Origin of the sequence: Escherichia albertii, assembly GCF_028622335.1 — a bacterium.
GTDB classification, from domain to species: domain Bacteria; phylum Pseudomonadota; class Gammaproteobacteria; order Enterobacterales; family Enterobacteriaceae; genus Escherichia; species Escherichia albertii.
The window spans coordinates 3952317-3975554 of sequence record NZ_CP117568.1 but is presented as its reverse complement, the minus strand read 5'-3'; the positions used below and the strand labels follow the sequence as shown (position 1 = coordinate 3975554).

General features: G+C 52.2%; 18 protein-coding genes, 2 tRNA genes, 2 rRNA genes and 2 pseudogenes. 8 read left to right on the top strand and 16 right to left on the bottom strand.

Annotated elements, in window-relative coordinates:
• Positions 1 to 116 precede the first annotated feature (116 nt).
• The 5 genes from PS053_RS19205 to gmhB form a co-directional block, all read right to left on the bottom strand.
• Positions 117 to 3018 (bottom strand): 23S ribosomal RNA (locus tag PS053_RS19205).
• 185 nt (positions 3019 to 3203) lie between these two features.
• Positions 3204 to 3279: transfer RNA gene (locus PS053_RS19200), tRNA-Ala, on the bottom strand.
• A gap of 42 nt (positions 3280 to 3321) precedes the next feature.
• Positions 3322 to 3398: transfer RNA gene (locus PS053_RS19195), tRNA-Ile, on the bottom strand.
• Positions 3399 to 3466: 68 nt separating this feature from the next.
• Positions 3467 to 5008, bottom strand: a 16S ribosomal RNA gene (locus tag PS053_RS19190).
• The 16S and 23S rRNA genes sit together here with 2 tRNA genes alongside, the layout of an rRNA operon.
• Before the next feature lie 364 nt (positions 5009 to 5372).
• The gene (gmhB, locus tag PS053_RS19185) at positions 5373 to 5945 is read right to left on the bottom strand and encodes a D-glycero-beta-D-manno-heptose 1,7-bisphosphate 7-phosphatase (RefSeq protein WP_059273325.1); all 573 of its coding nucleotides are present in this window, start codon (positions 5943 to 5945) and stop codon (positions 5373 to 5375) included.
• Between the two features lie 187 nt (positions 5946 to 6132).
• On the opposite strand from gmhB, the gene metN reads away from it, so the two are divergent.
• The 6 genes from metN (at position 6133) to proS (ending at position 11720) form a co-directional block, all read left to right on the top strand.
• Complete coding sequence (metN, locus tag PS053_RS19180; protein ID WP_044714064.1) at positions 6133 to 7164, top strand: methionine ABC transporter ATP-binding protein MetN; 1032 nt, start codon at positions 6133 to 6135, stop codon at positions 7162 to 7164.
• Positions 7157 to 7810, top strand: coding sequence for a methionine ABC transporter permease MetI (locus PS053_RS19175; protein WP_001294595.1), 654 nt, complete (start codon positions 7157 to 7159; stop codon positions 7808 to 7810). The genes metN and PS053_RS19175 overlap by 8 nt, the downstream gene beginning before the upstream one ends.
• Before the next feature lie 39 nt (positions 7811 to 7849).
• Complete coding sequence (gene metQ / locus PS053_RS19170) at positions 7850 to 8665, top strand: methionine ABC transporter substrate-binding lipoprotein MetQ (RefSeq protein ID WP_000874219.1); 816 nt, start codon at positions 7850 to 7852, stop codon at positions 8663 to 8665.
• Positions 8666 to 8782: 117 nt separating this feature from the next.
• Positions 8783 to 9187, top strand: a complete 405-nt coding sequence (gene rcsF, locus PS053_RS19165) for an Rcs stress response system protein RcsF (RefSeq protein ID WP_001202318.1) — start codon at positions 8783 to 8785, stop codon at positions 9185 to 9187.
• Complete coding sequence (tsaA, locus tag PS053_RS19160) at positions 9184 to 9891, top strand: tRNA (N6-threonylcarbamoyladenosine(37)-N6)-methyltransferase TrmO (RefSeq protein ID WP_137648629.1); 708 nt, start codon at positions 9184 to 9186, stop codon at positions 9889 to 9891. The genes rcsF and tsaA overlap by 4 nt, the downstream gene beginning before the upstream one ends.
• Before the next feature lie 110 nt (positions 9892 to 10001).
• Positions 10002 to 11720 (top strand): proline--tRNA ligase, encoded by a 1719-nt coding sequence (gene proS, locus PS053_RS19155; RefSeq protein WP_025237601.1) that lies wholly within the window; start codon positions 10002 to 10004, stop codon positions 11718 to 11720.
• Positions 11721 to 11762: 42 nt separating this feature from the next.
• On the opposite strand, the gene nlpE is transcribed toward proS, so the two are convergent.
• The 3 genes and pseudogenes from nlpE to PS053_RS19140 all read right to left on the bottom strand — a co-directional run bounded on the left by nlpE (position 11763) and on the right by PS053_RS19140 (position 13446).
• A complete protein-coding gene (gene nlpE, locus PS053_RS19150) occupies positions 11763 to 12464 on the bottom strand; it encodes an envelope stress response activation lipoprotein NlpE (protein WP_256878674.1) in 702 nt (233 codons plus the stop codon).
• A gap of 16 nt (positions 12465 to 12480) precedes the next feature.
• Positions 12481 to 12904: pseudogene (arfB, locus tag PS053_RS19145) on the bottom strand (alternative ribosome rescue aminoacyl-tRNA hydrolase ArfB).
• On the bottom strand, positions 12901 to 13446 hold the full coding sequence (locus PS053_RS19140; protein WP_001185304.1) for a YaeQ family protein: 546 nt from the start codon (positions 13444 to 13446) through the stop codon (positions 12901 to 12903). Before PS053_RS19140 ends, arfB begins: the two are co-directional and overlap by 4 nt.
• 165 nt (positions 13447 to 13611) lie before the next feature.
• On the opposite strand from PS053_RS19140, the gene PS053_RS19135 reads away from it, so the two are divergent.
• Positions 13612 to 13812 carry a YaeP family protein gene (locus PS053_RS19135; RefSeq protein WP_000417058.1) on the top strand — a complete coding sequence of 67 codons (201 nt, stop codon included), beginning with the start codon at positions 13612 to 13614 and terminating at the stop codon, positions 13810 to 13812.
• The gene (gene rof, locus PS053_RS19130) at positions 13799 to 14059 is read left to right on the top strand and encodes a Rho-binding antiterminator (RefSeq protein WP_000062309.1); all 261 of its coding nucleotides are present in this window, start codon (positions 13799 to 13801) and stop codon (positions 14057 to 14059) included. Before PS053_RS19135 ends, rof begins: the two co-directional genes overlap by 14 nt.
• Positions 14060 to 14111: 52 nt before the next feature.
• Here the strand turns inward: rof and tilS are convergent, their stop codons facing one another.
• The 8 genes and pseudogenes from tilS to lpxA form a co-directional block, all read right to left on the bottom strand.
• Positions 14112 to 15407, bottom strand: coding sequence for a tRNA lysidine(34) synthetase TilS (gene tilS, locus PS053_RS19125; RefSeq protein WP_000176588.1), 1296 nt, complete (start codon positions 15405 to 15407; stop codon positions 14112 to 14114).
• Between the two features lie 64 nt (positions 15408 to 15471).
• The gene (locus tag PS053_RS19120) at positions 15472 to 15861 is read right to left on the bottom strand and encodes a VOC family protein (protein WP_000901084.1); all 390 of its coding nucleotides are present in this window, start codon (positions 15859 to 15861) and stop codon (positions 15472 to 15474) included.
• A 56-nt stretch (positions 15862 to 15917) separates the two neighbouring features.
• Positions 15918 to 16105 (bottom strand): annotated as a pseudogene (locus tag PS053_RS19115) (Orn/Lys/Arg family decarboxylase); the annotation flags it as partial.
• A 109-nt stretch (positions 16106 to 16214) separates the two neighbouring features.
• On the bottom strand, positions 16215 to 17174 hold the full coding sequence (gene accA, locus PS053_RS19110) for an acetyl-CoA carboxylase carboxyl transferase subunit alpha (RefSeq protein WP_000055744.1): 960 nt from the start codon (positions 17172 to 17174) through the stop codon (positions 16215 to 16217).
• A 12-nt stretch (positions 17175 to 17186) separates the two neighbouring features.
• Positions 17187 to 20669 carry a DNA polymerase III subunit alpha gene (gene dnaE, locus PS053_RS19105; protein ID WP_001294809.1) on the bottom strand — a complete coding sequence of 1161 codons (3483 nt, stop codon included), beginning with the start codon at positions 20667 to 20669 and terminating at the stop codon, positions 17187 to 17189.
• A gap of 36 nt (positions 20670 to 20705) precedes the next feature.
• On the bottom strand, positions 20706 to 21302 hold the full coding sequence (rnhB, locus tag PS053_RS19100; protein WP_059234963.1) for a ribonuclease HII: 597 nt from the start codon (positions 21300 to 21302) through the stop codon (positions 20706 to 20708).
• The gene (gene lpxB, locus PS053_RS19095) at positions 21299 to 22447 is read right to left on the bottom strand and encodes a lipid-A-disaccharide synthase (protein ID WP_256878675.1); all 1149 of its coding nucleotides are present in this window, start codon (positions 22445 to 22447) and stop codon (positions 21299 to 21301) included. Before lpxB ends, rnhB begins: the two co-directional genes overlap by 4 nt.
• Positions 22447 to 23235 carry an acyl-ACP--UDP-N-acetylglucosamine O-acyltransferase gene (gene lpxA / locus PS053_RS19090; protein WP_000566781.1) on the bottom strand — a complete coding sequence of 263 codons (789 nt, stop codon included), beginning with the start codon at positions 23233 to 23235 and terminating at the stop codon, positions 22447 to 22449. The genes lpxB and lpxA overlap by 1 nt, the downstream gene beginning before the upstream one ends.
• Between the last annotated feature and the right edge of the window lie 3 nt (positions 23236 to 23238).

Below are 23238 nucleotides of genomic sequence, written 5' to 3'. Positions count from 1 at the left end.
TTCAGTATGCTCCTTCCTTCGCTTCATTTGCCGCCTTGTCTCAGCGTAAAACCCTTCGGACTCTGAATCTGAGCTGAAAATCTTCTCTCAATCCGCCAAAACACCTTCGGCGTTGTAAGGTTAAGCCTCACGGTTCATTAGTACCGGTTAGCTCAACGCATCGCTGCGCTTACACACCCGGCCTATCAACGTCGTCGTCTTCAACGTTCCTTCAGGAGACTCTAAGTCTCAGGGAGAACTCATCTCGGGGCAAGTTTCGTGCTTAGATGCTTTCAGCACTTATCTCTTCCGCATTTAGCTACCGGGCAGTGCCATTGGCATGACAACCCGAACACCAGTGATGCGTCCACTCCGGTCCTCTCGTACTAGGAGCAGCCCCCCTCAGTTCTCCAGCGCCCACGGCAGATAGGGACCGAACTGTCTCACGACGTTCTAAACCCAGCTCGCGTACCACTTTAAATGGCGAACAGCCATACCCTTGGGACCTACTTCAGCCCCAGGATGTGATGAGCCGACATCGAGGTGCCAAACACCGCCGTCGATATGAACTCTTGGGCGGTATCAGCCTGTTATCCCCGGAGTACCTTTTATCCGTTGAGCGATGGCCCTTCCATTCAGAACCACCGGATCACTATGACCTGCTTTCGCACCTGCTCGCGCCGTCACGCTCGCAGTCAAGCTGGCTTATGCCATTGCACTAACCTCCTGATGTCCGACCAGGATTAGCCAACCTTCGTGCTCCTCCGTTACTCTTTAGGAGGAGACCGCCCCAGTCAAACTACCCACCAGACACTGTCCGCAACCCCGATAAGGGGCCAACGTTAGAACACCAGCCATTAAAGGGTGGTATTTCAAGGACGGCTCCATGCAGACTGGCGTCCACACTTCAAAGCCTCCCACCTATCCTACACATCAAGGACCAGTGTTCAGTGTCAAGCTATAGTAAAGGTTCACGGGGTCTTTCCGTCTTGCCGCGGGTACACTGCATCTTCACAGCGAGTTCAATTTCACTGAGTCTCGGGTGGAGACAGCCTGGCCATCATTACGCCATTCGTGCAGGTCGGAACTTACCCGACAAGGAATTTCGCTACCTTAGGACCGTTATAGTTACGGCCGCCGTTTACCGGGGCTTCGATCAAGAGCTTCGCTTGCGCTGACCCCATCAATTAACCTTCCGGCACCGGGCAGGCGTCACACCGTATACGTCCACTTTCGTGTTTGCACAGTGCTGTGTTTTTAATAAACAGTTGCAGCCAGCTGGTATCTTCGACTGATTTCAGCTCCACGAGCAAGTCGCTTCACCTACCATCAGCGTGCCTTCTCCCGAAGTTACGGCACCATTTTGCCTAGTTCCTTCACCCGAGTTCTCTCAAGCGCCTTGGTATTCTCTACCTGACCACCTGTGTCGGTTTGGGGTACGATTTGATGCTACCTGATGCTTAGAGGCTTTTCCTGGAAGCAGGGCATTTGTTGCTTCAGCACCGTAGTGCCTCGTCATCACGCCTCAGCCTTGATTCTCCGGATTTGCCTGGAAAACCAGCCTACACGCTTAAACCGGGACAACCGTCGCCCGGCCAACATAGCCTTCTCCGTCCCCCCTTCGCAGTAACACCAAGTACAGGAATATTAACCTGTTTCCCATCGACTACGCCTTTCGGCCTCGCCTTAGGGGTCGACTCACCCTGCCCCGATTAACGTTGGACAGGAACCCTTGGTCTTCCGGCGAGCGGGCTTTTCACCCGCTTTATCGTTACTTATGTCAGCATTCGCACTTCTGATACCTCCAGCATGCCTCACAGCACACCTTCACAGGCTTACAGAACGCTCCCCTACCCAACAACGCATCAGCGTCGCTGCCGCAGCTTCGGTGCATGGTTTAGCCCCGTTACATCTTCCGCGCAGGCCGACTCGACCAGTGAGCTATTACGCTTTCTTTAAATGATGGCTGCTTCTAAGCCAACATCCTGGCTGTCTGGGCCTTCCCACATCGTTTCCCACTTAACCATGACTTTGGGACCTTAGCTGGCGGTCTGGGTTGTTTCCCTCTTCACGACGGACGTTAGCACCCGCCGTGTGTCTCCCGTGATAACATTCTCCGGTATTCGCAGTTTGCATCGGGTTGGTAAGTCGGGATGACCCCCTTGCCGAAACAGTGCTCTACCCCCGGAGATGAATTCACGAGGCGCTACCTAAATAGCTTTCGGGGAGAACCAGCTATCTCCCGGTTTGATTGGCCTTTCACCCCCAGCCACAAGTCATCCGCTAATTTTTCAACATTAGTCGGTTCGGTCCTCCAGTTAGTGTTACCCAACCTTCAACCTGCCCATGGCTAGATCACCGGGTTTCGGGTCTATACCCTGCAACTTAACGCCCAGTTAAGACTCGGTTTCCCTCCGGCTCCCCTATTCGGTTAACCTTGCTACAGAATATAAGTCGCTGACCCATTATACAAAAGGTACGCAGTCACCCCATTAAGAGGCTCCCACTGCTTGTACGTACACGGTTTCAGGTTCTTTTTCACTCCCCTCGCCGGGGTTCTTTTCGCCTTTCCCTCACGGTACTGGTTCACTATCGGTCAGTCAGGAGTATTTAGCCTTGGAGGATGGTCCCCCCATATTCAGACAGGATACCACGTGTCCCGCCCTACTCTTCGAGCTCACAGCATGTGCATTTTTGTGTACGGGGCTGTCACCCTGTATCGCGCGCCTTTCCAGACGCTTCCACTAACACACACACTGATTCAGGCTCTGGGCTCCTCCCCGTTCGCTCGCCGCTACTGGGGGAATCTCGGTTGATTTCTTTTCCTCGGGGTACTTAGATGTTTCAGTTCCCCCGGTTCGCCTCATTAACCTATGGATTCAGTTAATGATAGTGTGTCGGAACACACTGGGTTTCCCCATTCGGACATCGCCGGTTATAACGGTTCATATCACCTTACCGACGCTTTTCGCAGATTAGCACGTCCTTCATCGCCTCTGACTGCCAGGGCATCCACCGTGTACGCTTAGTCGCTTAACCTCACAACCCGAAGATGTTTCTTTCGATTCATCATCGTGTTGCGAAAATTTGAGAGACTCACGAATAATCTTTCGACTATTCAGTGTTTCAATTTTCAGCTTGATCCAGATTTTTAAAGAGCAAAACTTCGCAGTGAACCTTTGCAGGTACACTCTGAAGTATTTTTTGTTTAATCACTACAGAGATGGTGGAGCTATGCGGGATCGAACCGCAGACCTCCTGCGTGCAAAGCAGGCGCTCTCCCAGCTGAGCTATAGCCCCATAACATGTAGTTAAAACCTCTTCAAATTTGCCGTGCAAATTTGGTAGGCCTGAGTGGACTTGAACCACCGACCTCACCCTTATCAGGGGTGCGCTCTAACCACCTGAGCTACAAGCCTGTAGAGGTTTTACTGCTCATTTTCATCAGACAATCTGTGTGAGCACTGCAAAGTACAGTTCTTTCAGGTAAGGAGGTGATCCAACCGCAGGTTCCCCTACGGTTACCTTGTTACGACTTCACCCCAGTCATGAATCACAAAGTGGTAAGCGCCCTCCCGAAGGTTAAGCTACCTACTTCTTTTGCAACCCACTCCCATGGTGTGACGGGCGGTGTGTACAAGGCCCGGGAACGTATTCACCGTGGCATTCTGATCCACGATTACTAGCGATTCCGACTTCATGGAGTCGAGTTGCAGACTCCAATCCGGACTACGACGCACTTTATGAGGTCCGCTTGCTCTCGCGAGGTCGCTTCTCTTTGTATGCGCCATTGTAGCACGTGTGTAGCCCTGGTCGTAAGGGCCATGATGACTTGACGTCATCCCCACCTTCCTCCAGTTTATCACTGGCAGTCTCCTTTGAGTTCCCGGCCTAACCGCTGGCAACAAAGGATAAGGGTTGCGCTCGTTGCGGGACTTAACCCAACATTTCACAACACGAGCTGACGACAGCCATGCAGCACCTGTCTCACGGTTCCCGAAGGCACATTCTCATCTCTGAAAACTTCCGTGGATGTCAAGACCAGGTAAGGTTCTTCGCGTTGCATCGAATTAAACCACATGCTCCACCGCTTGTGCGGGCCCCCGTCAATTCATTTGAGTTTTAACCTTGCGGCCGTACTCCCCAGGCGGTCGACTTAACGCGTTAGCTCCGGAAGCCACGCCTCAAGGGCACAACCTCCAAGTCGACATCGTTTACGGCGTGGACTACCAGGGTATCTAATCCTGTTTGCTCCCCACGCTTTCGCACCTGAGCGTCAGTCTTCGTCCAGGGGGCCGCCTTCGCCACCGGTATTCCTCCAGATCTCTACGCATTTCACCGCTACACCTGGAATTCTACCCCCCTCTACGAGACTCAAGCTGACCAGTATCAGATGCAGTTCCCAGGTTGAGCCCGGGGATTTCACATCTGACTTAATCAACCGCCTGCGTGCGCTTTACGCCCAGTAATTCCGATTAACGCTTGCACCCTCCGTATTACCGCGGCTGCTGGCACGGAGTTAGCCGGTGCTTCTTCTGCGGGTAACGTCAATGAGCAAAGGTATTAACTTTACTCCCTTCCTCCCCGCTGAAAGTACTTTACAACCCGAAGGCCTTCTTCATACACGCGGCATGGCTGCATCAGGCTTGCGCCCATTGTGCAATATTCCCCACTGCTGCCTCCCGTAGGAGTCTGGACCGTGTCTCAGTTCCAGTGTGGCTGGTCATCCTCTCAGACCAGCTAGGGATCGTCGCCTTGGTGAGCCGTTACCTCACCAACAAGCTAATCCCATCTGGGCACATCCGATGGCAAGAGGCCCGAAGGTCCCCCTCTTTGGTCTTGCGACGTTATGCGGTATTAGCTACCGTTTCCAGTAGTTATCCCCCTCCATCGGGCAGTTTCCCAGACATTACTCACCCGTCCGCCACTCGTCAGCAAAGAAGCAAGCTTCTTCCTGTTACCGTTCGACTTGCATGTGTTAGGCCTGCCGCCAGCGTTCAATCTGAGCCATGATCAAACTCTTCAATTTAAAAGTTTGATGCTCAAAGAATTAAACTTCGTAATGAATTACGTGTTCACTCTTGAGACTTGGTATTCATTTTCGTCTTGCGACGTTAAGAATCCGTATCTTCGAGTGCCCACACAGATTGTCTGATAAATTGTTAAAGAGCAGTTGCGACGCAGCTTTCAGCTCACTGTCGCGAGGTGGCGTATATTACGCTTTCCTCTTTCAGAGTCAACCCCGAATTTCAGGATTTTTCTCTTCAACCGAACCGGCTGTTTGTGTGAAGTGATTCACATCCGCCGTGTCGATGGAGGCGCATTATAGGGAGTCGTTTCAGGAAGACAAGCAAAAAAATGCATTTTTATTTCAACAGCTCACCTTTTAATCATCACGTCGGTTTTTGCTGCTTTTTTATCGCTTGCGGCAGGTCTGCCAGGCTATTTAACACCCAATCCGCCGCGTCTTCCGCTTCTGGAGTAACAGGTTTCCCCGTACGCACCAGCACCTTAGTTCCGACATTCGCCGCAGCGGCTGCCTGCATATCTTCTAATTTATCGCCCACCATATAAGAAGCGGTCATATCAATATGCAAATAATCGCGTGCCGAGATAAGCATCCCTGGATGCGGTTTGCGGCAATCGCAAACCTGGCGAAATTCTTCAACACTCCCTTGCGGATGATGCGGGCAATAATAAATGCCATCCAGATCAACATCGCGGTCCGCCAGCGACCAGTCCATCCACTCAGTCAACGTTTCAAACTGCGCTTCAGTAAATTTACCGCGCGCAATGCCAGACTGGTTAGTCACCACTACCAGCGCAAAGCCCATCTTTTTTAACTCGCGCATCGCGTCGATGACACCGTCGATAAATTCAAAGTTGTCAATCTCGTGAACATAGCCGTGATCGACATTAATGGTGCCATCACGGTCAAGAAAAATTGCGGGTACGCTCTTCGCCACCTTTTATAGCTCCTTAATAAGGTATGTCGCGTTAGTATCGCATGTTTCGACCAGCAAGAAAGTGCTCTTCGTATAAACCTGATTGATTTAGACGTCTGGATGCCTTAACATCCATTTCGTTGACGGCTTTGACCGTATCAGGCAGACGAAAATGCCACGGCTAACTTAATTACGATAATAAATATCAATGATAAAACTTTCGAATATCAGCAAAGTGTTCCACCAGGGCACCCGCACCATTCAGGCGTTGAATAACGTCAGCCTGCATGTGCCTGCTGGACAAATTTATGGCGTTATCGGTGCCTCGGGCGCGGGTAAGAGTACGCTTATCCGTTGTGTAAACCTGCTGGAGCGCCCAACCGAGGGTAGCGTGCTGGTCGACGGTCAAGAGCTGACCACGCTGTCAGAATCCGAACTGACCAAAGCGCGCCGCCAGATTGGCATGATTTTCCAGCATTTTAATCTACTCTCTTCGCGTACTGTTTTTGGCAACGTGGCGCTGCCGCTGGAGCTGGACAACACGCCGAAAGACGAGATCAAACGTCGCGTGACTGAGCTGCTGGCGCTGGTTGGTCTTGGCGATAAGCATGATAGCTACCCGTCAAATCTTTCCGGCGGGCAGAAACAGCGTGTGGCGATTGCCCGTGCGTTAGCCAGCAATCCCAAAGTATTGCTGTGCGATGAAGCCACCAGCGCGCTGGACCCGGCAACCACGCGTTCTATTCTCGAACTGCTGAAAGACATCAACCGTCGTCTGGGTTTGACGATTCTGTTGATCACCCACGAAATGGACGTTGTGAAGCGCATTTGTGATTGCGTGGCGGTCATCAGCAATGGCGAACTGATCGAGCAGGACACGGTAAGCGAAGTGTTCTCACATCCCAAAACACCACTGGCGCAGAAGTTTATTCAGTCGACCCTGCATCTGGATATCCCGGAAGATTATCAGGCACGTTTAAAAACAGAGCCCTTCACTGACTGCGTGCCAATGCTACGTCTGGAATTTACTGGCCAATCAGTAGATGCGCCATTGCTTTCAGAAACTGCGCGCCGTTTCAACGTCAATAACAACATAATTAGTGCGCAGATGGATTACGCCGGTGGCGTGAAGTTCGGCATCATGCTGACTGAAATGCACGGCACACAACAAGATACGCAAGCCGCCATTGCCTGGCTGCAGGAACACCATGTAAAAGTAGAGGTACTGGGTTATGTCTGAGCCGATGATGTGGTTACTGGTTCGTGGCGTATGGGAAACGCTGGCAATGACCTTCGTATCCGGTTTTTTCGGTTTTGTGATTGGTCTGCCGGTCGGCGTCTTGCTTTATGTCACGCGTCCGGGACAAATTATTGCCAACGCTAAGCTGTATCGCACCATATCTGCGATTGTGAACATTTTCCGTTCCATCCCGTTCATTATCTTACTGGTATGGATGATTCCGTTCACCCGCGTTATTGTCGGTACATCGATTGGCTTACAGGCAGCGATTGTTCCACTGACCGTTGGCGCAGCGCCGTTCATTGCTCGTATGGTCGAGAATGCCCTGCTGGAAATCCCAACCGGGTTGATTGAAGCCTCTCGCGCAATGGGCGCCACACCGATGCAGATCGTCCGTAAAGTGCTGTTACCGGAAGCGCTTCCGGGTCTGGTGAACGCCGCAACCATTACGCTGATTACTCTGGTTGGTTATTCCGCGATGGGTGGCGCAGTCGGTGCCGGTGGCCTGGGTCAGATTGGCTATCAATATGGTTACATCGGCTATAACGCGACTGTCATGAATACGGTTCTGGTATTACTGGTCATTCTGGTTTATTTAATTCAGTTCGCAGGCGATCGCATCGTCCGGGCTGTCACTCGCAAGTAACGTTCAACACAACATAAATAATTGAAGAAGGAATAAAGTATGGCGTTCAAATTCAAAACATTTGCGGCAGTGGGAGCTCTGATTGGATCTCTGGCACTGGTAGGCTGTGGCCCGGATGAAAAAGATCCGAATCACATTAAAGTCGGTGTGATTGTCGGCGCCGAACAGCAGGTTGCAGAAGTTGCACAGAAAGTCGCGAAAGACAAATATGGCCTGGACGTTGAACTGGTAACCTTCAACGACTACGTGCTGCCGAACGAAGCATTGAGCAAAGGCGATATCGACGCCAACGCCTTCCAGCACAAACCATATCTCGATCAACAACTGAAAGATCGTGGCTACAAACTGGTAGCAGTAGGCAATACCTTTGTTTATCCGATTGCCGGCTATTCCAAGAAAATTAAATCATTAGATGAACTTCCGAATGGTTCGCAGGTTGCCGTTCCCAACGATCCGACTAACCTCGGTCGTTCGCTGCTGTTGCTGCAAAAAGTGGGGTTAATCAAACTGAAAGATGGCGTTGGTCTGCTGCCGACCGTTCTTGATGTAGTCGAGAACCCAAAAAATCTGAAAATTGTTGAGCTGGAAGCGCCACAATTGCCGCGTTCTCTGGACGATGCTCAGATTGAACTGGCAGTTATCAATACCACCTACGCCAGCCAGATTGGCCTGACCCCGGCAAAAGATGGAATCTTCGTAGAAGACAAAGAGTCTCCTTACGTGAATCTGATCGTGACGCGTGAAGATAACAAAGACGCAGAAAACGTGAAGAAATTCGTCCAGGCTTATCAGTCTGATGAAGTTTACGAAGCGGCAAACAAAGTGTTTAACGGCGGTGCAGTTAAAGGCTGGTAATTTTTAGGCTGTTTCCACAATTTGTAATATCATTCAGGACGGGCGCTTGCCCGTCTTGTTATTTTTATAAGCGCCTGATTCAATATTGACGTTTTGATCATACATTGAGGAAATACTATGCGTGCTTTACCGATCTGTTTATTAGCACTCATGCTGAGCGGCTGTTCCATGTTAAGCAGATCCCCTGTCGAACCCGTTCAAAGCACCGCACCCCAGCCGAAAGCGGAGCCAGCAAAACCGAAAGCGCCGCGCGCTACGCCGGTCCGAATTTATACCAATGCTGAAGAATTAGTCGGCAAACCGTTTCGCGATCTCGGTGAAGTGAGCGGCGACTCTTGCCAGGCCTCTAATCAGGACTCTCCGCCGAGTATCCCAACTGCACGTAAGCGGATGCAAATCAACGCCTCTAAAATGAAAGCCAACGCAGTATTGCTGCATAGCTGTGAAGTCACCAGCGGCACGCCAGGCTGCTATCGTCAGGCTGTATGTATCGGTTCTGCGCTTAACATTACGGCAAAATGAGCAGTTTCCAGTTCGAGCAAATAGGCGTTATTCGCTCGCCCTATAAAGAAAAATTCGCCGTTCCACGCCAGCCAGGTCTGGTAAAAAGTGCTAACGGCGAACTGCATCTCATTGCTCCATACAACCAGGCCGACGCCGTTCGCGGCCTGGAAGCATTCAGCCATTTATGGATACTTTTCGTCTTTCATCAAACAATGGAAGGCGGCTGGCGCCCAACTGTGCGCCCACCTCGTCTTGGTGGTAATGCCAGAATGGGCGTTTTCGCCACACGCTCTACTTTCCGTCCTAACCCGATTGGTATGTCGCTGGTAGAGCTGCAAGAGGTTGTTTGCCATAAAGATAACGTGATTCTGAAGCTTGGCAGTCTGGATCTGGTCGATGGTACGCCGGTGGTAGATATAAAACCGTATCTCCCCTTTGCTGAATCGCTTCCCGATGCCAGCGCCAGCTATGCGCAAAGTGCGCCAGCGGCAGAGATGGCAGTGAGCTTTACCACAGAAGTCAAAAAACAGCTTTTAACACTGGAGAAGCGTTATCCGCAGTTAACGCGGTTTATTCGTGAAGTACTGGCGCAGGACCCGCGCCCAGCCTATCGTAAAGGTGAAGAAGCGGGTAAAACCTATGCCGTCTGGCTGCATGATTTTAATGTCCGCTGGCGCGTCACCGATGCCGGTTTTGAAGTCTTTGCGCTGGAACCGCGTTAAATTCACGCCCTTCTCTTTTGACATCTCTTTTGCACTGGTAAACTAAATCACTTTTTTTGTCCCAGGCTCACTTTGAGCCTGTTCTACCTTCCAACTGGAACCGTAACAACATGCGTACTAGCCAATACCTGCTCTCCACTCTTAAGGAGACACCTGCCGACGCCGAGGTTATCAGCCACCAGCTGATGCTGCGCGCCGGGATGATCCGCAAGCTGGCCTCCGGGTTATACACCTGGCTGCCGACCGGCGTGCGCGTCCTGAAAAAAGTCGAAAACATCGTGCGTGAAGAGATGAACAACGCCGGTGCTATCGAGGTGTTAATGCCGGTGGTTCAGCCATCTGAACTGTGGCAAGAGAGTGGTCGTTGGGAACAGTACGGCCCGGAATTGCTGCGTATTGCTGACCGTGGCGATCGTCCGTTCGTACTCGGCCCAACTCACGAAGAAGTCATCACCGACCTGATTCGTAATGAGCTCAGCTCTTACAAACAGTTGCCACTGAACTTCTACCAAATCCAGACGAAATTCCGTGACGAAGTTCGCCCGCGTTTTGGCGTGATGCGTTCCCGCGAATTCCTGATGAAAGATGCCTACTCTTTCCATACTTCTCAGGAATCCCTGCAGGAAACCTATGATGCAATGTATGCAGCCTACAGTAAAATCTTCAGCCGTATGGGGCTGGATTTCCGCGCCGTTCAGGCTGATACGGGCTCTATCGGCGGCAGCGCCTCTCACGAATTCCAGGTGCTGGCGCAGAGTGGTGAAGATGATGTGGTCTTCTCCGACACCTCTGACTACGCGGCAAACATTGAGCTGGCAGAAGCTATCGCACCGAAAGAACCGCGCGGCGCTGCTACTCAGGAAATGACGTTGGTTGATACGCCGAACGCGAAAACCATCGCCGAACTGGTTGAACAGTTCAATCTGCCGATTGAGAAAACGGTTAAGACTCTGCTGGTTAAAGCGGTTGAAGGCAGTAGCTTCCCGCTGGTTGCGCTGCTGGTGCGCGGCGACCACGAGCTGAATGAAGTTAAAGCGGAAAAACTGCCGCAGGTTGCAAGCCCGCTGACTTTCGCAACTGAAGAAGAAATTCGCGCCGTGGTTAAAGCGGGTCCGGGTTCGCTGGGTCCGGTAAACATGCCGATTCCGGTAGTAATTGACCGTACCGTTGCGGCAATGAGTGATTTTGCTGCTGGTGCTAACATCGACGGTAAACACTACTTCGGTATCAACTGGGATCGCGATGTCGCTACTCCAGAAGTTGCTGATATCCGTAACGTGGTGGCTGGCGATCCAAGCCCGGATGGTCAGGGTACACTGCTGATCAAACGTGGTATCGAAGTCGGTCACATCTTCCAGCTGGGTACTAAGTACTCCGAAGCCCTGAAAGCCTCCGTTCAGGGCGAAGATGGCCGTAACCAGATCCTGACGATGGGTTGCTACGGTATCGGGGTAACGCGCGTAGTGGCTGCAGCAATTGAGCAGAACTATGACGAACGCGGCATCGTGTGGCCTGACGCTATCGCACCGTTCCAGGTAGCAATTCTACCGATGAACATGCACAAATCTTTCCGCGTACAAGAGCTGGCTGAGAAACTGTACAGCGAACTGCGTGCACAGGGGATCGAAGTACTGCTGGATGATCGTAAAGAGCGTCCAGGCGTGATGTTTGCCGATATGGAACTGATTGGTATTCCACACACCATCGTGCTGGGCGACCGTAACCTCGACAATGACGATATCGAATACAAATATCGTCGTAATGGCGAGAAACAGTTAATCAAGACCGGTGATATCGTCGATTTTCTGCTAAAAGCCATTAAAGGCTGATAACACTGTTGCTCCCCCCGCGACCTGTCGCGGGGGTTCTCTTTATTTGCTGCTGCAATCCTGTCCTGGAATAAATTTAATCTCTTTATCCGCCACCAGCACTTTTACCGATTCGCCCGTGTCCGGGTTCTCTTCCAGAGTAAAATGACCTTCCATTGCCAACAATACGGGTTTCTCTGCCGTATCGCGTATCGCCAGATAATCTCGCTCAAGGCGAGGATCGCTAGCGACAATGACCCGTTTACCCGTTGCGCAATCGGTAAAGGTCGCCGCGTCAGCCATATAAAAATACATGCCGCGCATGGTCATCGGCGTCACAGGCAGACTGGATTTTGTCGGTTCCAGCGTATAGTTGAACTGGGATTCAATCGGATTACCTTCACGATCGAGCATCTCCAGCGCATCGCCTCTCACCCGATAATATGACTTCTCACCTTTACTATCGGTAAGTAGCAACTTGTCGGCGGTTCGCGCCCAGGTGCCGTAAGAAGCAAAGGACGAAGGCTCTTCTCGTGCGCCCAGATAGCGCTCATTCATTACCCAGGTTCCGTCTTTTTCGAGGAACAAAGAGGTTTCGATACCTTCGCAATCAGCACACGGTAGCACGCCGCGCCAGTTTTGCGGCATCGGTTTCAATTCAGCAGCCTGCGCCGGAGAAAGCATCTCGACTTCGGCACGATTATTACATCCCATAAGTGTAAAAAGGCTGATTACAGCCATCGCTGTCACTATCGCTTTTCTCACTCTTCATTCCTTCTTTTTATTCCCGACCACTGCGCACTTTGCCACGCATTGCCTTCACGGTTGATTTTTGTGCCTTCGATGCCAGCCGGCGTTCTTTTGATGCGCGGGTGGGCCGTGTTGGTCGGCGGGCTTTTTGTACGGTGGTCAATTCTTTAATTACCGTCATCAGTCGGGCCAGCGCCGCTTCGCGGTTAAGCTCCTGGCTACGATATTCCTGTGCCTTAATAACAATCACGCCATCGCTGCTGATCAGATGATGGCTGGCGGCAAGCAGGCGTTCTTTGTAATACTCTGGCAGGCTGGAGGCCCGAATGTCAAAACGCAAATGAATGGCCGTTGAGGCCTTATTAACATGCTGCCCCCCCCGCGTCCTGCGCTCGAATAGCGGTGATCTCATACTCACTATCGGGGATAACTGCATGCCGGGAAATCACAATCATGATGGTGGTTGCCAGGCAGTTAAGTTCACTTCCAGATTATTCCTGTCATCCGATAACCAGATAACGCCATCCTGAATCGTCGCCTGTAGCGTCATAGTCCGGTCAGCGAAGGCGCTTACTTTTGCCAACTGCTCATCGTCCAGATACCAGACTGACAGGTTGGCAAATTGCGCGCATTTGTTTTGATTTTGTTGCCACCAGATTTGCGCTGCCCGACTATTATAGGCAAACAACGCCACTTCTGCGGCCTGGGTGCAGGCTTTCTTAATCCGTCGTTCGTCCGGCAATCCCAGTTCAATCCACAAATCAATCCCCAGATGATCATTACGCAACCATGCTTCCGGCTCATCATCAGCACACAAACCACGGGTAAATTGCAGACGTTCATCGGCATATTTCATCCACGCCAGCAGACGCAGCATCATACGTTCCTGGGTTTCTGAAGGGTGGCGCGCCAGCGTCAGAGAGGCATCGAGAAACTGGTTGCGGTCGAGATCGGCCACATTAACTGTCGCTTTATAAATTGTCGCTTTAAGCGCCATAAGAAAACTCCTTTCGAATCAGGAGGCCATTGTAACGGAATACGTGCAGTTGCGACGCTGATATTGCAGAAATGAGTGTGGTATAGTCACCTTGCGAAACAGAGTTTATCTTCGTAGGCTTAGACTTGCATCCACGGTTAAGTCAGAGTACTGACAGGAGGGCATGTGGAAAAATATTGTGAGTTAATACGCAAGCGGTACGCGGAAATTGCCAGCGGAGACTTAGGATACGTTCCAGACGCGCTGGGCTGCGTTTTGAAAGTGCTGAATGAAATGGCAGCCGACGATGCCCTTTCAGAAGCTGTCAGGGAAAAAGCGGCATACGCTGCTGCAAACTTACTGGTGAGCGATTATGTCAATGAATGATACGTATCAACCAATCAATTGTGATGATTACGATAATCTTGAGCTCGCCTGCCAGCACCATTTAATGCTGACGCTGGAGCTGAAAGATGGCGAAAAATTGCAGGCGAAGGCCAGCGATTTAGTCTCCCGCAAAAATGTGGAATATCTGATTGTCGAGGCCGCTGGCGAACCCCGCGAGCTGCGTCTGGATAAAATTACCAGCTTTAGCCACCCGGAAATCGGAACAGTGGTGGTGAGCGAGTCCTGATTCACTTTTGCCGGATGCGACGTTTGATACGTCTTATCCGGCTTTCACTTAACTAAGCGTTTCTCTGCCAGACAAAACTTACGCCGTTCTCATCTTCAGCCACACCTTCTTGCGTCACAAAAATCCCTGCCGCCGCAATCAACGTTTCGCCATAAAACAGTAACGGCGTGGTGTCGCGCAACCACGGCGGCACGCCCAGTTCCTGCCAGATTTTCTTTAACTTGCGCCCACCGTTGCGCCCGACAATATGCAGTAATCCTGACGCTTTAAAACGCACGCTGACCGCTTCGTCTGCACGTGGAAAGCGAATATCGCCTCCCGCAGTAAGCTGTACACTTCCCAGCCCCGCCGGTAATTCCAGCGACTGTTGCCACATCTGCCACGGCACAATAGTTTCGCTTTGCCCGACAAAGGATTTAATCCACCACAATTGCGACTGATAGCGACGGATTTCAAACGCGCCAAAGCGCAAGCAAGGAGAAGCATCTTCTCGCGCCAGCGCCACTTCCTGCCAGATACGCACCAGAGCGTCGCGGGAAGGCATCGGCGCATTCAACTTCGCCAGCCAGCGACGAATAATCGCCGCGCGACGGGCATCGCTCATCGTCATCATTGGCGTAATCAGCAACGTTCCCTGCGACGTTTGACAGTGTGCTAAATCATCCGCCAGCAGTTCATCCAGAAGACGTTCTTGTTCAGCGCAAAGTGCGGCGCTACGAGCCGTTGCTTCGGTAAAATGCGGCCAACGCTGCTGCAATAACGGCACCACATGCAAGCGCAGAAAGTTACGATCGTAGGTATCATCCTGATTACTTTCGTCTTCAATCCAGCGCAGGCCATGTTCATGCGCCCACAACTCAAGTTCTCCACGCGTGCGGGCAAGTAATGGGCGGATGAGTTGCGTTCCGGCAAAATCTGAGACTTCCCCCATGGCAGAAAGCCCGGCAGGACCGCTGCCGCGTTTGAGCGCCAGCAGAAAGGTTTCACATTGATCGTCAAGATGTTGCGCTGTAACCAGCACTTCACCGGGCAACAAGGTGTGGGCAAATGCCTGATAACGCGCTTGCCGGGCCTGGGCCTCAATACCCAATCCTTCCTCCGCAAGTTGTACTCGTTCAACCACCAGCGGCACCTGCCACTGTTGGCAGATGTTCTCGCAATGCATAACCCAGGCATCGGCATTGGCACTTAAACCGTGATGCACATGAATAGCGCGCAGAGTGACGCCCGGATTTTCCATCCGCCACTGCACCAGCTGATGCAGCAGAACAGTTGAATCAAGGCCGCCGCTAAAGGCCACCAGAATCTGGCGTGATGAAAGAAGATGTGTATTCAGCGTGAGTGTCATAATGGTGCTGCTTTATCGTGATGATGCCCGGCACGTTACCGGGCAAATTCCGTAATGACAAGCCTTACAGTTCGTACAATTCCAATGGTAATCCGTCAGGATCGTTAAAGAACGTGAAGCGTTTTTGCGTGTATGGATCGACACGTATCGCTTCACATTTCACGTTATGACTTTCCAGGTGCGCCACCGCGTCATCAATATTATCAACGCTAAACGCCAGATGACGCAGGCCGCAAGCTTCTGGGCGACTGGGGCGTTCTGGCGGAAAAGGGAATGAGAAAAGCTCAATCACATACTGCCCATTAAGCGCCAAATCCCCTTTCCACGAATCTCGTTCTTCGCGATAGACTTCGCTTTGCAGCGTGAAACCGAGAATGTCGCAGTAGAAGGCTTTGCTCTGCGCATAATCCGTCGCAATAATCGCAATATGGTGAACCTGTTTTAACCCCAGCATAGCGTCTCCTTTATTTGTTAACTGCACGTTACTCGCCTCCTGGCTTGTCTGGCAAGTTATCCAGCTATTTTTAGCGCTCGTACGCGATAAACACCATCTTCATTCTGCTTCGCACCGTGAATATCCGTTGCGAAACCGGGGGAACTTTACCCACCGAACAAAGTAGCAGCAGAAAACCTGGCACCGCACAGCTCTTCTGGGTCAGTATTTCTCCCGCCATCAGTAGTGGCACGCCCGGAGGGTAAGAAGACGTCAGGTGTTCCTCCAGGAAAATCTTTCCTTAATCATAGCCAGCTCAAACTGCGGCGATAAAAAAGGGCCACCGAAGTGACCCTTTTCAGAACATTTACTGATTATGCGTAGCCGTAGCTCATCAGACGCTGATAACGACGATTTTTTAAATCTTCAGTGCTTAACACGTCGAGATCGGCCAGATCCGCCAGCAGTTGCGCTTTCAAAGATGCAGCCATCGCTTCCGGGTTACGGTGAGCGCCGCCCAGCGGTTCCGGGATGATGGAGTCAATCAGTTTCAGTTCTTTCAGACGCGGAGCGATGATCCCCATCGCTTCTGCCGCCAGAGGCGCTTTATCCGCGCTCTTCCAGAGGATAGAAGCACAACCTTCCGGCGAGATAACGGAATAGGTGCTGTATTGCAGCATATTTACTTTATCGCCCACGCCAATCGCCAGCGCGCCGCCGGAGCCACCTTCACCGATCACGGTGCAGATCACCGGTACGTTCAGACGAGACATTTCGCGCAAGTTGCGAGCAATAGCTTCAGACTGACCGCGCTCTTCTGCGCCCACGCCAGGATAAGCGCCCGGAGTGTCGATAAAGGTGATGATTGGCATCTTAAAACGTTCAGCCATTTGCATCAGACGCAGTGCTTTGCGGTAACCTTCTGGCGCCGGCATACCAAAGTTACGACGAATTTTTTCTTTGGTTTCGCGACCTTTCTGGTGACCAATGATCATCACCGGACGACCGTCGAGACGGGCGATACCACCGACGATCGCTTTATCGTCTGCATACGCACGGTCGCCAGCCAGTTCGTCAAATTCATCAAATGCCAGGCGAACATAATCCAGGGTATAAGGGCGCTGCGGATGACGTGCCAGTTGGGCAATCTGCCATGCACCGAGATCGGCAAAGATTTTACGCGTCAGTTCTACGCTTTTTTCACGCAGACGATGCACTTCTTCATCGATATTAATATCCAGTTTCTCATCCTGGCGGCTAACCGCAGTCAGAGAATCGATTTTCGCTTCCAGCTCTGCAATCGGCTGTTCAAAATCAAGGAAATTCAGACTCATAGTATTCCTGTATTAGTCAAACTCCAGTTCCACCTGCTCCGAACCAATGAGGCCACGGAGATCGTTTAATAAACGATCGCTCGGAGAGACACGCCACGTCGCGCCAAAACGCAACCGCGCACGTGCATCCGTCCTCTGATAGTAGAGATGTACTGGAATTGTCCCAGAGCGGTGGGGTTCCAGAGACTGACGGAGTCGGTTTAAAAGCTGGTCATCAATTTGCCTGTCCGTCAGCGAGATAGCAAGCCCGCGAGCATATTTTTCCCGGGCTTCGTCAATATCCATCACTTCGCGAGCGGTCATTTTAAGCCCGCCGCTGAAGTCATCAAAGCTGACCTGTCCGCTGACGATAAGTATGCGGTCTTTTTCCAGCAATTGCTGGTATTTATCCAGGGCGTCAGTAAACAACATCACTTCGAGGCGCCCGGAACGGTCATCCAGCGTGCAGATACCGATACGATTACCGCGCTTGGTGACCATAACCCGCGCAGCAACAACAAGCCCGGCGGCCGTGGTGACTTTACCACGTTCTGTCGGGTGCATGTCTTTCAGCCTTACGCCTCCGACATAACGCTCAATCTCTTTTAAATACTGGTTGATAGGGTGTCCCGTCAGGTACAAACCCAACGTTTCGCGCTCCCCATCCAGCACCACCTGATCCGGCCACGGCTGGCAGCTGGCGTAGGATTGCTCAATTTGCTCCGGCTCTTCCGCCAGCACGCCAAACATATCGGCCTGACCGATGGCTTCCGCTTTCGCGTGTTGATCAGCCGCTTTTAACGCATCGCCCAGCGAGTTCATCAACGCAGCGCGGTGCGGCCCCAAGCGGTCAAACGCCCCGGACATGATTAGCTTTTCCAGCACTCGCCGGTTCAGCTTTTTAGTGTCGGTTCGGGCGCAGAGATCAAACAGTTCGCGGAAGTAGCCGCCTTTATTACGGGCTTCGATGATGGCCTCAATCGGGCCTTCACCCACCCCTTTGATGGCGCCAATACCATACACGATTTCGCCGTCATCGTTGACGTGGAAATGGTAAAGACCCGAGTTTATATCTGGCGGCAGGATTTTCAGCCCCATCCGCCAGCACTCATCCACCAGACCCACCACCTTCTCGGTGTTGTCCATATCGGCGGTCATTACCGCCGCCATAAACTCTGCCGGGTAGTGCGCTTTCAGCCATAACGTTTGATATGACACCAAAGCATAGGCCGCAGAGTGTGATTTGTTAAATCCGTAACCAGCGAATTTCTCCACAAGATCGAAGATTTTCATTGCCAGTTCAGCGTTGATCCCGTTCTTTTCCGCACCTTCGGCAAATACAGAACGCTGCTTGGCCATCTCTTCCGGCTTTTTCTTACCCATCGCACGACGCAGCATATCTGCACCGCCGAGGGTATAGCCAGAAAGCACCTGGGCAATCTGCATGACCTGTTCCTGATACAGGATAATGCCGTAAGTCGGCTCCAGTACCGGTTTCAGACTTTCATGCTGCCACTGCACGTCTGGATAGGAAATCTCTTCACGACCATGTTTACGGTCGATAAAGTTATCCACCATCCCTGATTGCAACGGGCCGGGGCGGAACAGCGCCACCAGTGCGATCATATCTTCGAAGCAGTCAGGTTGCAGACGCTTGATCAGGTCTTTCATGCCGCGCGATTCAAGCTGGAATACCGCGGTGGTTTCCGAGCGTTGCAGCATGTCAAAACTTTTCTTGTCATCCAGCGGGATCGCGGCGATATCCAGCGGCGGCTCACCATTCTTCTCCCGCCGCTTATTGATCATCTCCAGCGCCCAGTTGATGATGGTGAGCGTACGCAGGCCAAGGAAGTCAAATTTCACCAACCCGGCGTATTCAACGTCGCTTTTATCAAACTGGGTGACCGGATGTTTACCCTCTTCATCGCAATAAAGCGGCGCAAAATCGGTAATTTTGGTCGGTGCAATAACCACCCCACCAGCATGTTTACCGGCGTTACGGGTAACCCCTTCCAGTTTGCGCGCCATGTCGATCAGCGCCTTAACTTCTTCATCCGCTTCATAGATTTCCGGCAGCTGCGGCTCTGCTTCAAACGCTTTCGCCAGCGTCATCCCCGGATCGGGCGGGATCAGTTTCGAGATACGATCAACAAAGCCGTACGGATGCCCCAGCACGCGGCCTACGTCGCGGATCACCGCTTTTGCCGCCATCGTACCGAAGGTGATAATCTGCGATACCGCATCGCGACCGTACATGTCCGCCACGTGTTCGATAACCTGGTCGCGTTTCTCCATACAGAAGTCAACGTCAAAGTCAGGCATGGAGACACGTTCCGGGTTAAGGAAACGTTCGAACAGCAGGTCAAACTCCAGCGGATCGAGGTCGGTAATTTTTAGCGCGTAGGCCACCAGTGACCCCGCACCTGAACCACGGCCCGGTCCTACCGGTACGCCGTTATCCTTCGACCACTGGATAAATTCCATTACGATAAGGAAGTAGCCGGGGAACCCCATCTGGTTGATAACCTGGAGTTCAGTATCCAGACGTACGTCATATTCCGGGCGCCGCTTAAGACGTTCTTCCTCGTCAGGGAATAAAAATGCCAGACGCTCTTCCAGCCCTTCTTTTGCACGTTTGATCAAATAATCTTCGGTGCTCATGTCCCCGGTCGGGAACTGCGGCAGGAAGTATTCACCAAGACGCACGGTCACGTTACAACGTTTGGCAATCTCAACGGTGTTGGCAAGGGCTTCGGGGATGTCAGCAAACAGCTCGCACATCTCCTCTTCGCTGCGCATATATTGCTGCGGCGAATAGTTACGCGGGCGTTTGGGATCGTCGAGAGTAAATCCATCATGAATGGCGACGCGAATTTCGTGCGCGTCAAAGTCGCTGCTGTCGATAAAACGCACGTCGTTGGTCGCCACGACAGGCAAACCGCGCGCTTCCGCCAGTTCCACCGCCGCGTGCAGATAGCTTTCTTCGTCCGGCCTGCCAGTGCGAATCAGTTCGAGAAAATAACGATCCGGGAAATGTTCTTCATAAAAGGCGACACACTCATCTACCAGCGCACTGTTGCCACGCAAAAGGCTGCGACCAACGTCGCCCATGCGTCCACCGGAAAGAAGGATCAGTCCTTCGTTTAATTCGATAAGCCAGTCGCGATCGATGATTGGCCCGGCAGCACCATACCCGCGCTGATACGCTTTTGAGATCAGCAATGTCAGATTCTGATAGCCGGTATTGTTCGCAGCCAGCACTGTCAGGTGGGTTAACTCATCACCCAGCGGTTCGCTCTGGACGTTAAAATCCGCCCCGACGATGGGTTTAATCCCTGCACCATGTCCCGCTCCGTAGAACTTCACCAGACCGCAAAGGTTGGTGAAATCGGTGATCGCCAGTGCAGGCATACCCAACGCCGCCGCCTTTTTTACCAGCGGCGCGGTTTTGGCCAGGCCATCGATCATCGAGTAGTCGCTGTGCACCCGCAGGTGTACGAAACGTGGTTCAGACATCTTCAGATTCCGGTTTACTTAATCTCGACACAAGAATCAGGACGCAAGTCCCAGTGCGCGTTTGACAGGCCCAAAACTGCGCCGATGATGCTCAGTCGCACCGTATTCAGCCAGTTTTTCCAGATGAAAAGCCGTTGGATACCCTTTATGCTGGGCAAAACCATATTGCGGATATACGGTGTCCAGCGCTGCCATTTCAGCGTCACGCGTTACTTTCGCCAGAATAGACGCGGCGCTGATTTCCGGCACGCGGCTATCGCCTTTAACTACTGCCATCGACGGCACAGGCAATTTCGGACAGCGATTCCCATCAATCAATACATATTCCGGCGCAATATGTAGCCCAGCGACGGCACGCTGCATCGCCAGCATGGTCGCGTGTAAAATATTCAGCTCGTCGATTTCATGAGGCTCTGCGCGGCCCAGACTCCAGCTTAGCGCTTTTTCTTTGATCTCTTCGTACAGCGCCAGACGGCGTTTTTCGCTCAGCTTTTTGGAATCATTCAACCCGGTAATCGGACGCGCCGGATCGAGGATCACGGCAGCAGTAACAACCGCGCCAACCAACGGCCCACGCCCGACCTCATCCACACCCGCAACCAGGTTCGTGTGCGGATAAACAAATTCGATCATTGTGCTAACTCCAGAACGGCCTGTGCCGCCTGCTCATCGGCATTGCAGCGGATCTGCTGATGCAGTTCGCGGAAGGTGTCGTGCATCGTGTGACTGGTTTTACCATTTGCCAACAGCGGCAACAGCGCCGCAGCCAGTTTTTGCGGCTCACACTCTTCCTGCAATAACTCTTTGACTAACTCTCTTCCCGCCAGCAAGTTAGGCAGCGAGACATAATCTGTTTTTACCAGTCGCTTCGCCAGCCAGAAGGTGAAAGGCTTCATACGATAGCCCACCACCATCGGGCATTTCGCCAGCATACACTCCAGTGCCGCCGTCCCCGATGCCAGCAGTGCCGCGTCGCTGGCGATCATCGCCTCGCGGCCCATCCCATCCAGCAGATGAACCGAAAGATCCGGTGCGACTTCTGCTTTGATACGCTCAAATTGCTCGCGGCGTTTAGCATTTACCAGCGGCACCACGATCTCAAGATCAGGATACGTCTGGCGCAAAAGCTGAGCGGTTTTCAGGAAATCGGCGCTGAGCATCTCCACTTCCGCACCACGGCTGCCCGGTAACAATGCCAGACAGTGGGCATCATGAGGGAGCCCCAACGCATCACGCGCGGCGTTTTTATCAGGATCTAACGGCATGGCATCAGCCATGGTGTGACCGATAAAACGACACGGCACATTATATTTGTCATAAAACGCTTTTTCGAAAGGCAGAAAAGCAAGCACCAGATCGGTGGCTCTGCCTATTTTGAAAACGCGTTTCTGTCGCCACGCCCAAACGGACGGACTGACATAATGAATAGTTTTGATACCCTGCTTTTTGAGATTGCCTTCGAGGGTAATATTGAAGTCAGGCGCATCAATGCCGACAAAAACATCTGGCTTCAGTTCGCCAAAACGCTTTGTCAGATCAGCACGAATATGCAGCAAACGACGCAGGCGACCGAGCACTTCAACAATGCCCATCACCGCCAGCTCTTCCATTTCGTACCAGGCTTCGCAGCCCTCAGCCTGCATCCGCGGCCCGGCAACCCCCACAAAACGAGCGTTGGGCACACGTTCTTTCAGGGCACGGATTAAACCGGCGCCCAGAATATCGCCGGAGGTTTCTCCGGCGACCAGGGCAATCGTTAATGGACGCTGCTCAGCCATTAACGAATCAGACCGCGCGTTGAGCGAGCAAAGAAATCGGCAAAGGCTTTCACTTCCGGCCATGTTTCCGCCAGTTCAGCAATTTCCGGTTTCACTTCATCGAGCGTTTTACCGCTGCGATAAATCAGCTTGTACGCATTACGGATAGCGGTAATCGCCTCACGGCTAAATCCACGACGCTTTAACCCTTCGATGTTGACACCAAACGGCGTTGCGTGGTTACCCTGCGCAATAACATAAGGAGGGACGTCCTGTGCCACGCCGGAACAACCGCCAACCATCACGTGCGCACCAATGATGCAGAACTGATGGACTGCTGTCATACCGCCGATGATCGCAAAGTCGTCTACTGATACGTGCCCTGCCAGCGTTGCATTGTTGGCGAGGATGCAGCGGTTACCTACCGTACAATCGTGCGCGATATGCGCATTGATCATCAGTAAGTTGTCGCTGCCCACCTTCGTCAATCCACCGCCCTGGACTGTACCACGATGAATGGTGACGCTTTCGCGAATGCGGTTACGATCGCCGATTTCCACACGGGTCGGTTCGCCAGCATATTTCAGATCCTGGTTAACTTCGCCGATGGAGGCGAACTGATAAATCTCATTGTCGCGGCCAATTTTAGTATGACCATTCACGACAACATGAGATTTCAGTACGGTACCCTCACCAATTTCGACATGGGGTCCAACGATACAAAAAGGACCAATGTGGACGTTGGCGCCAATCGTCGCACCCTCTTCCACAATGGCGGTTGGATGCACAAAGGCGGAGTTATCAATCACGTA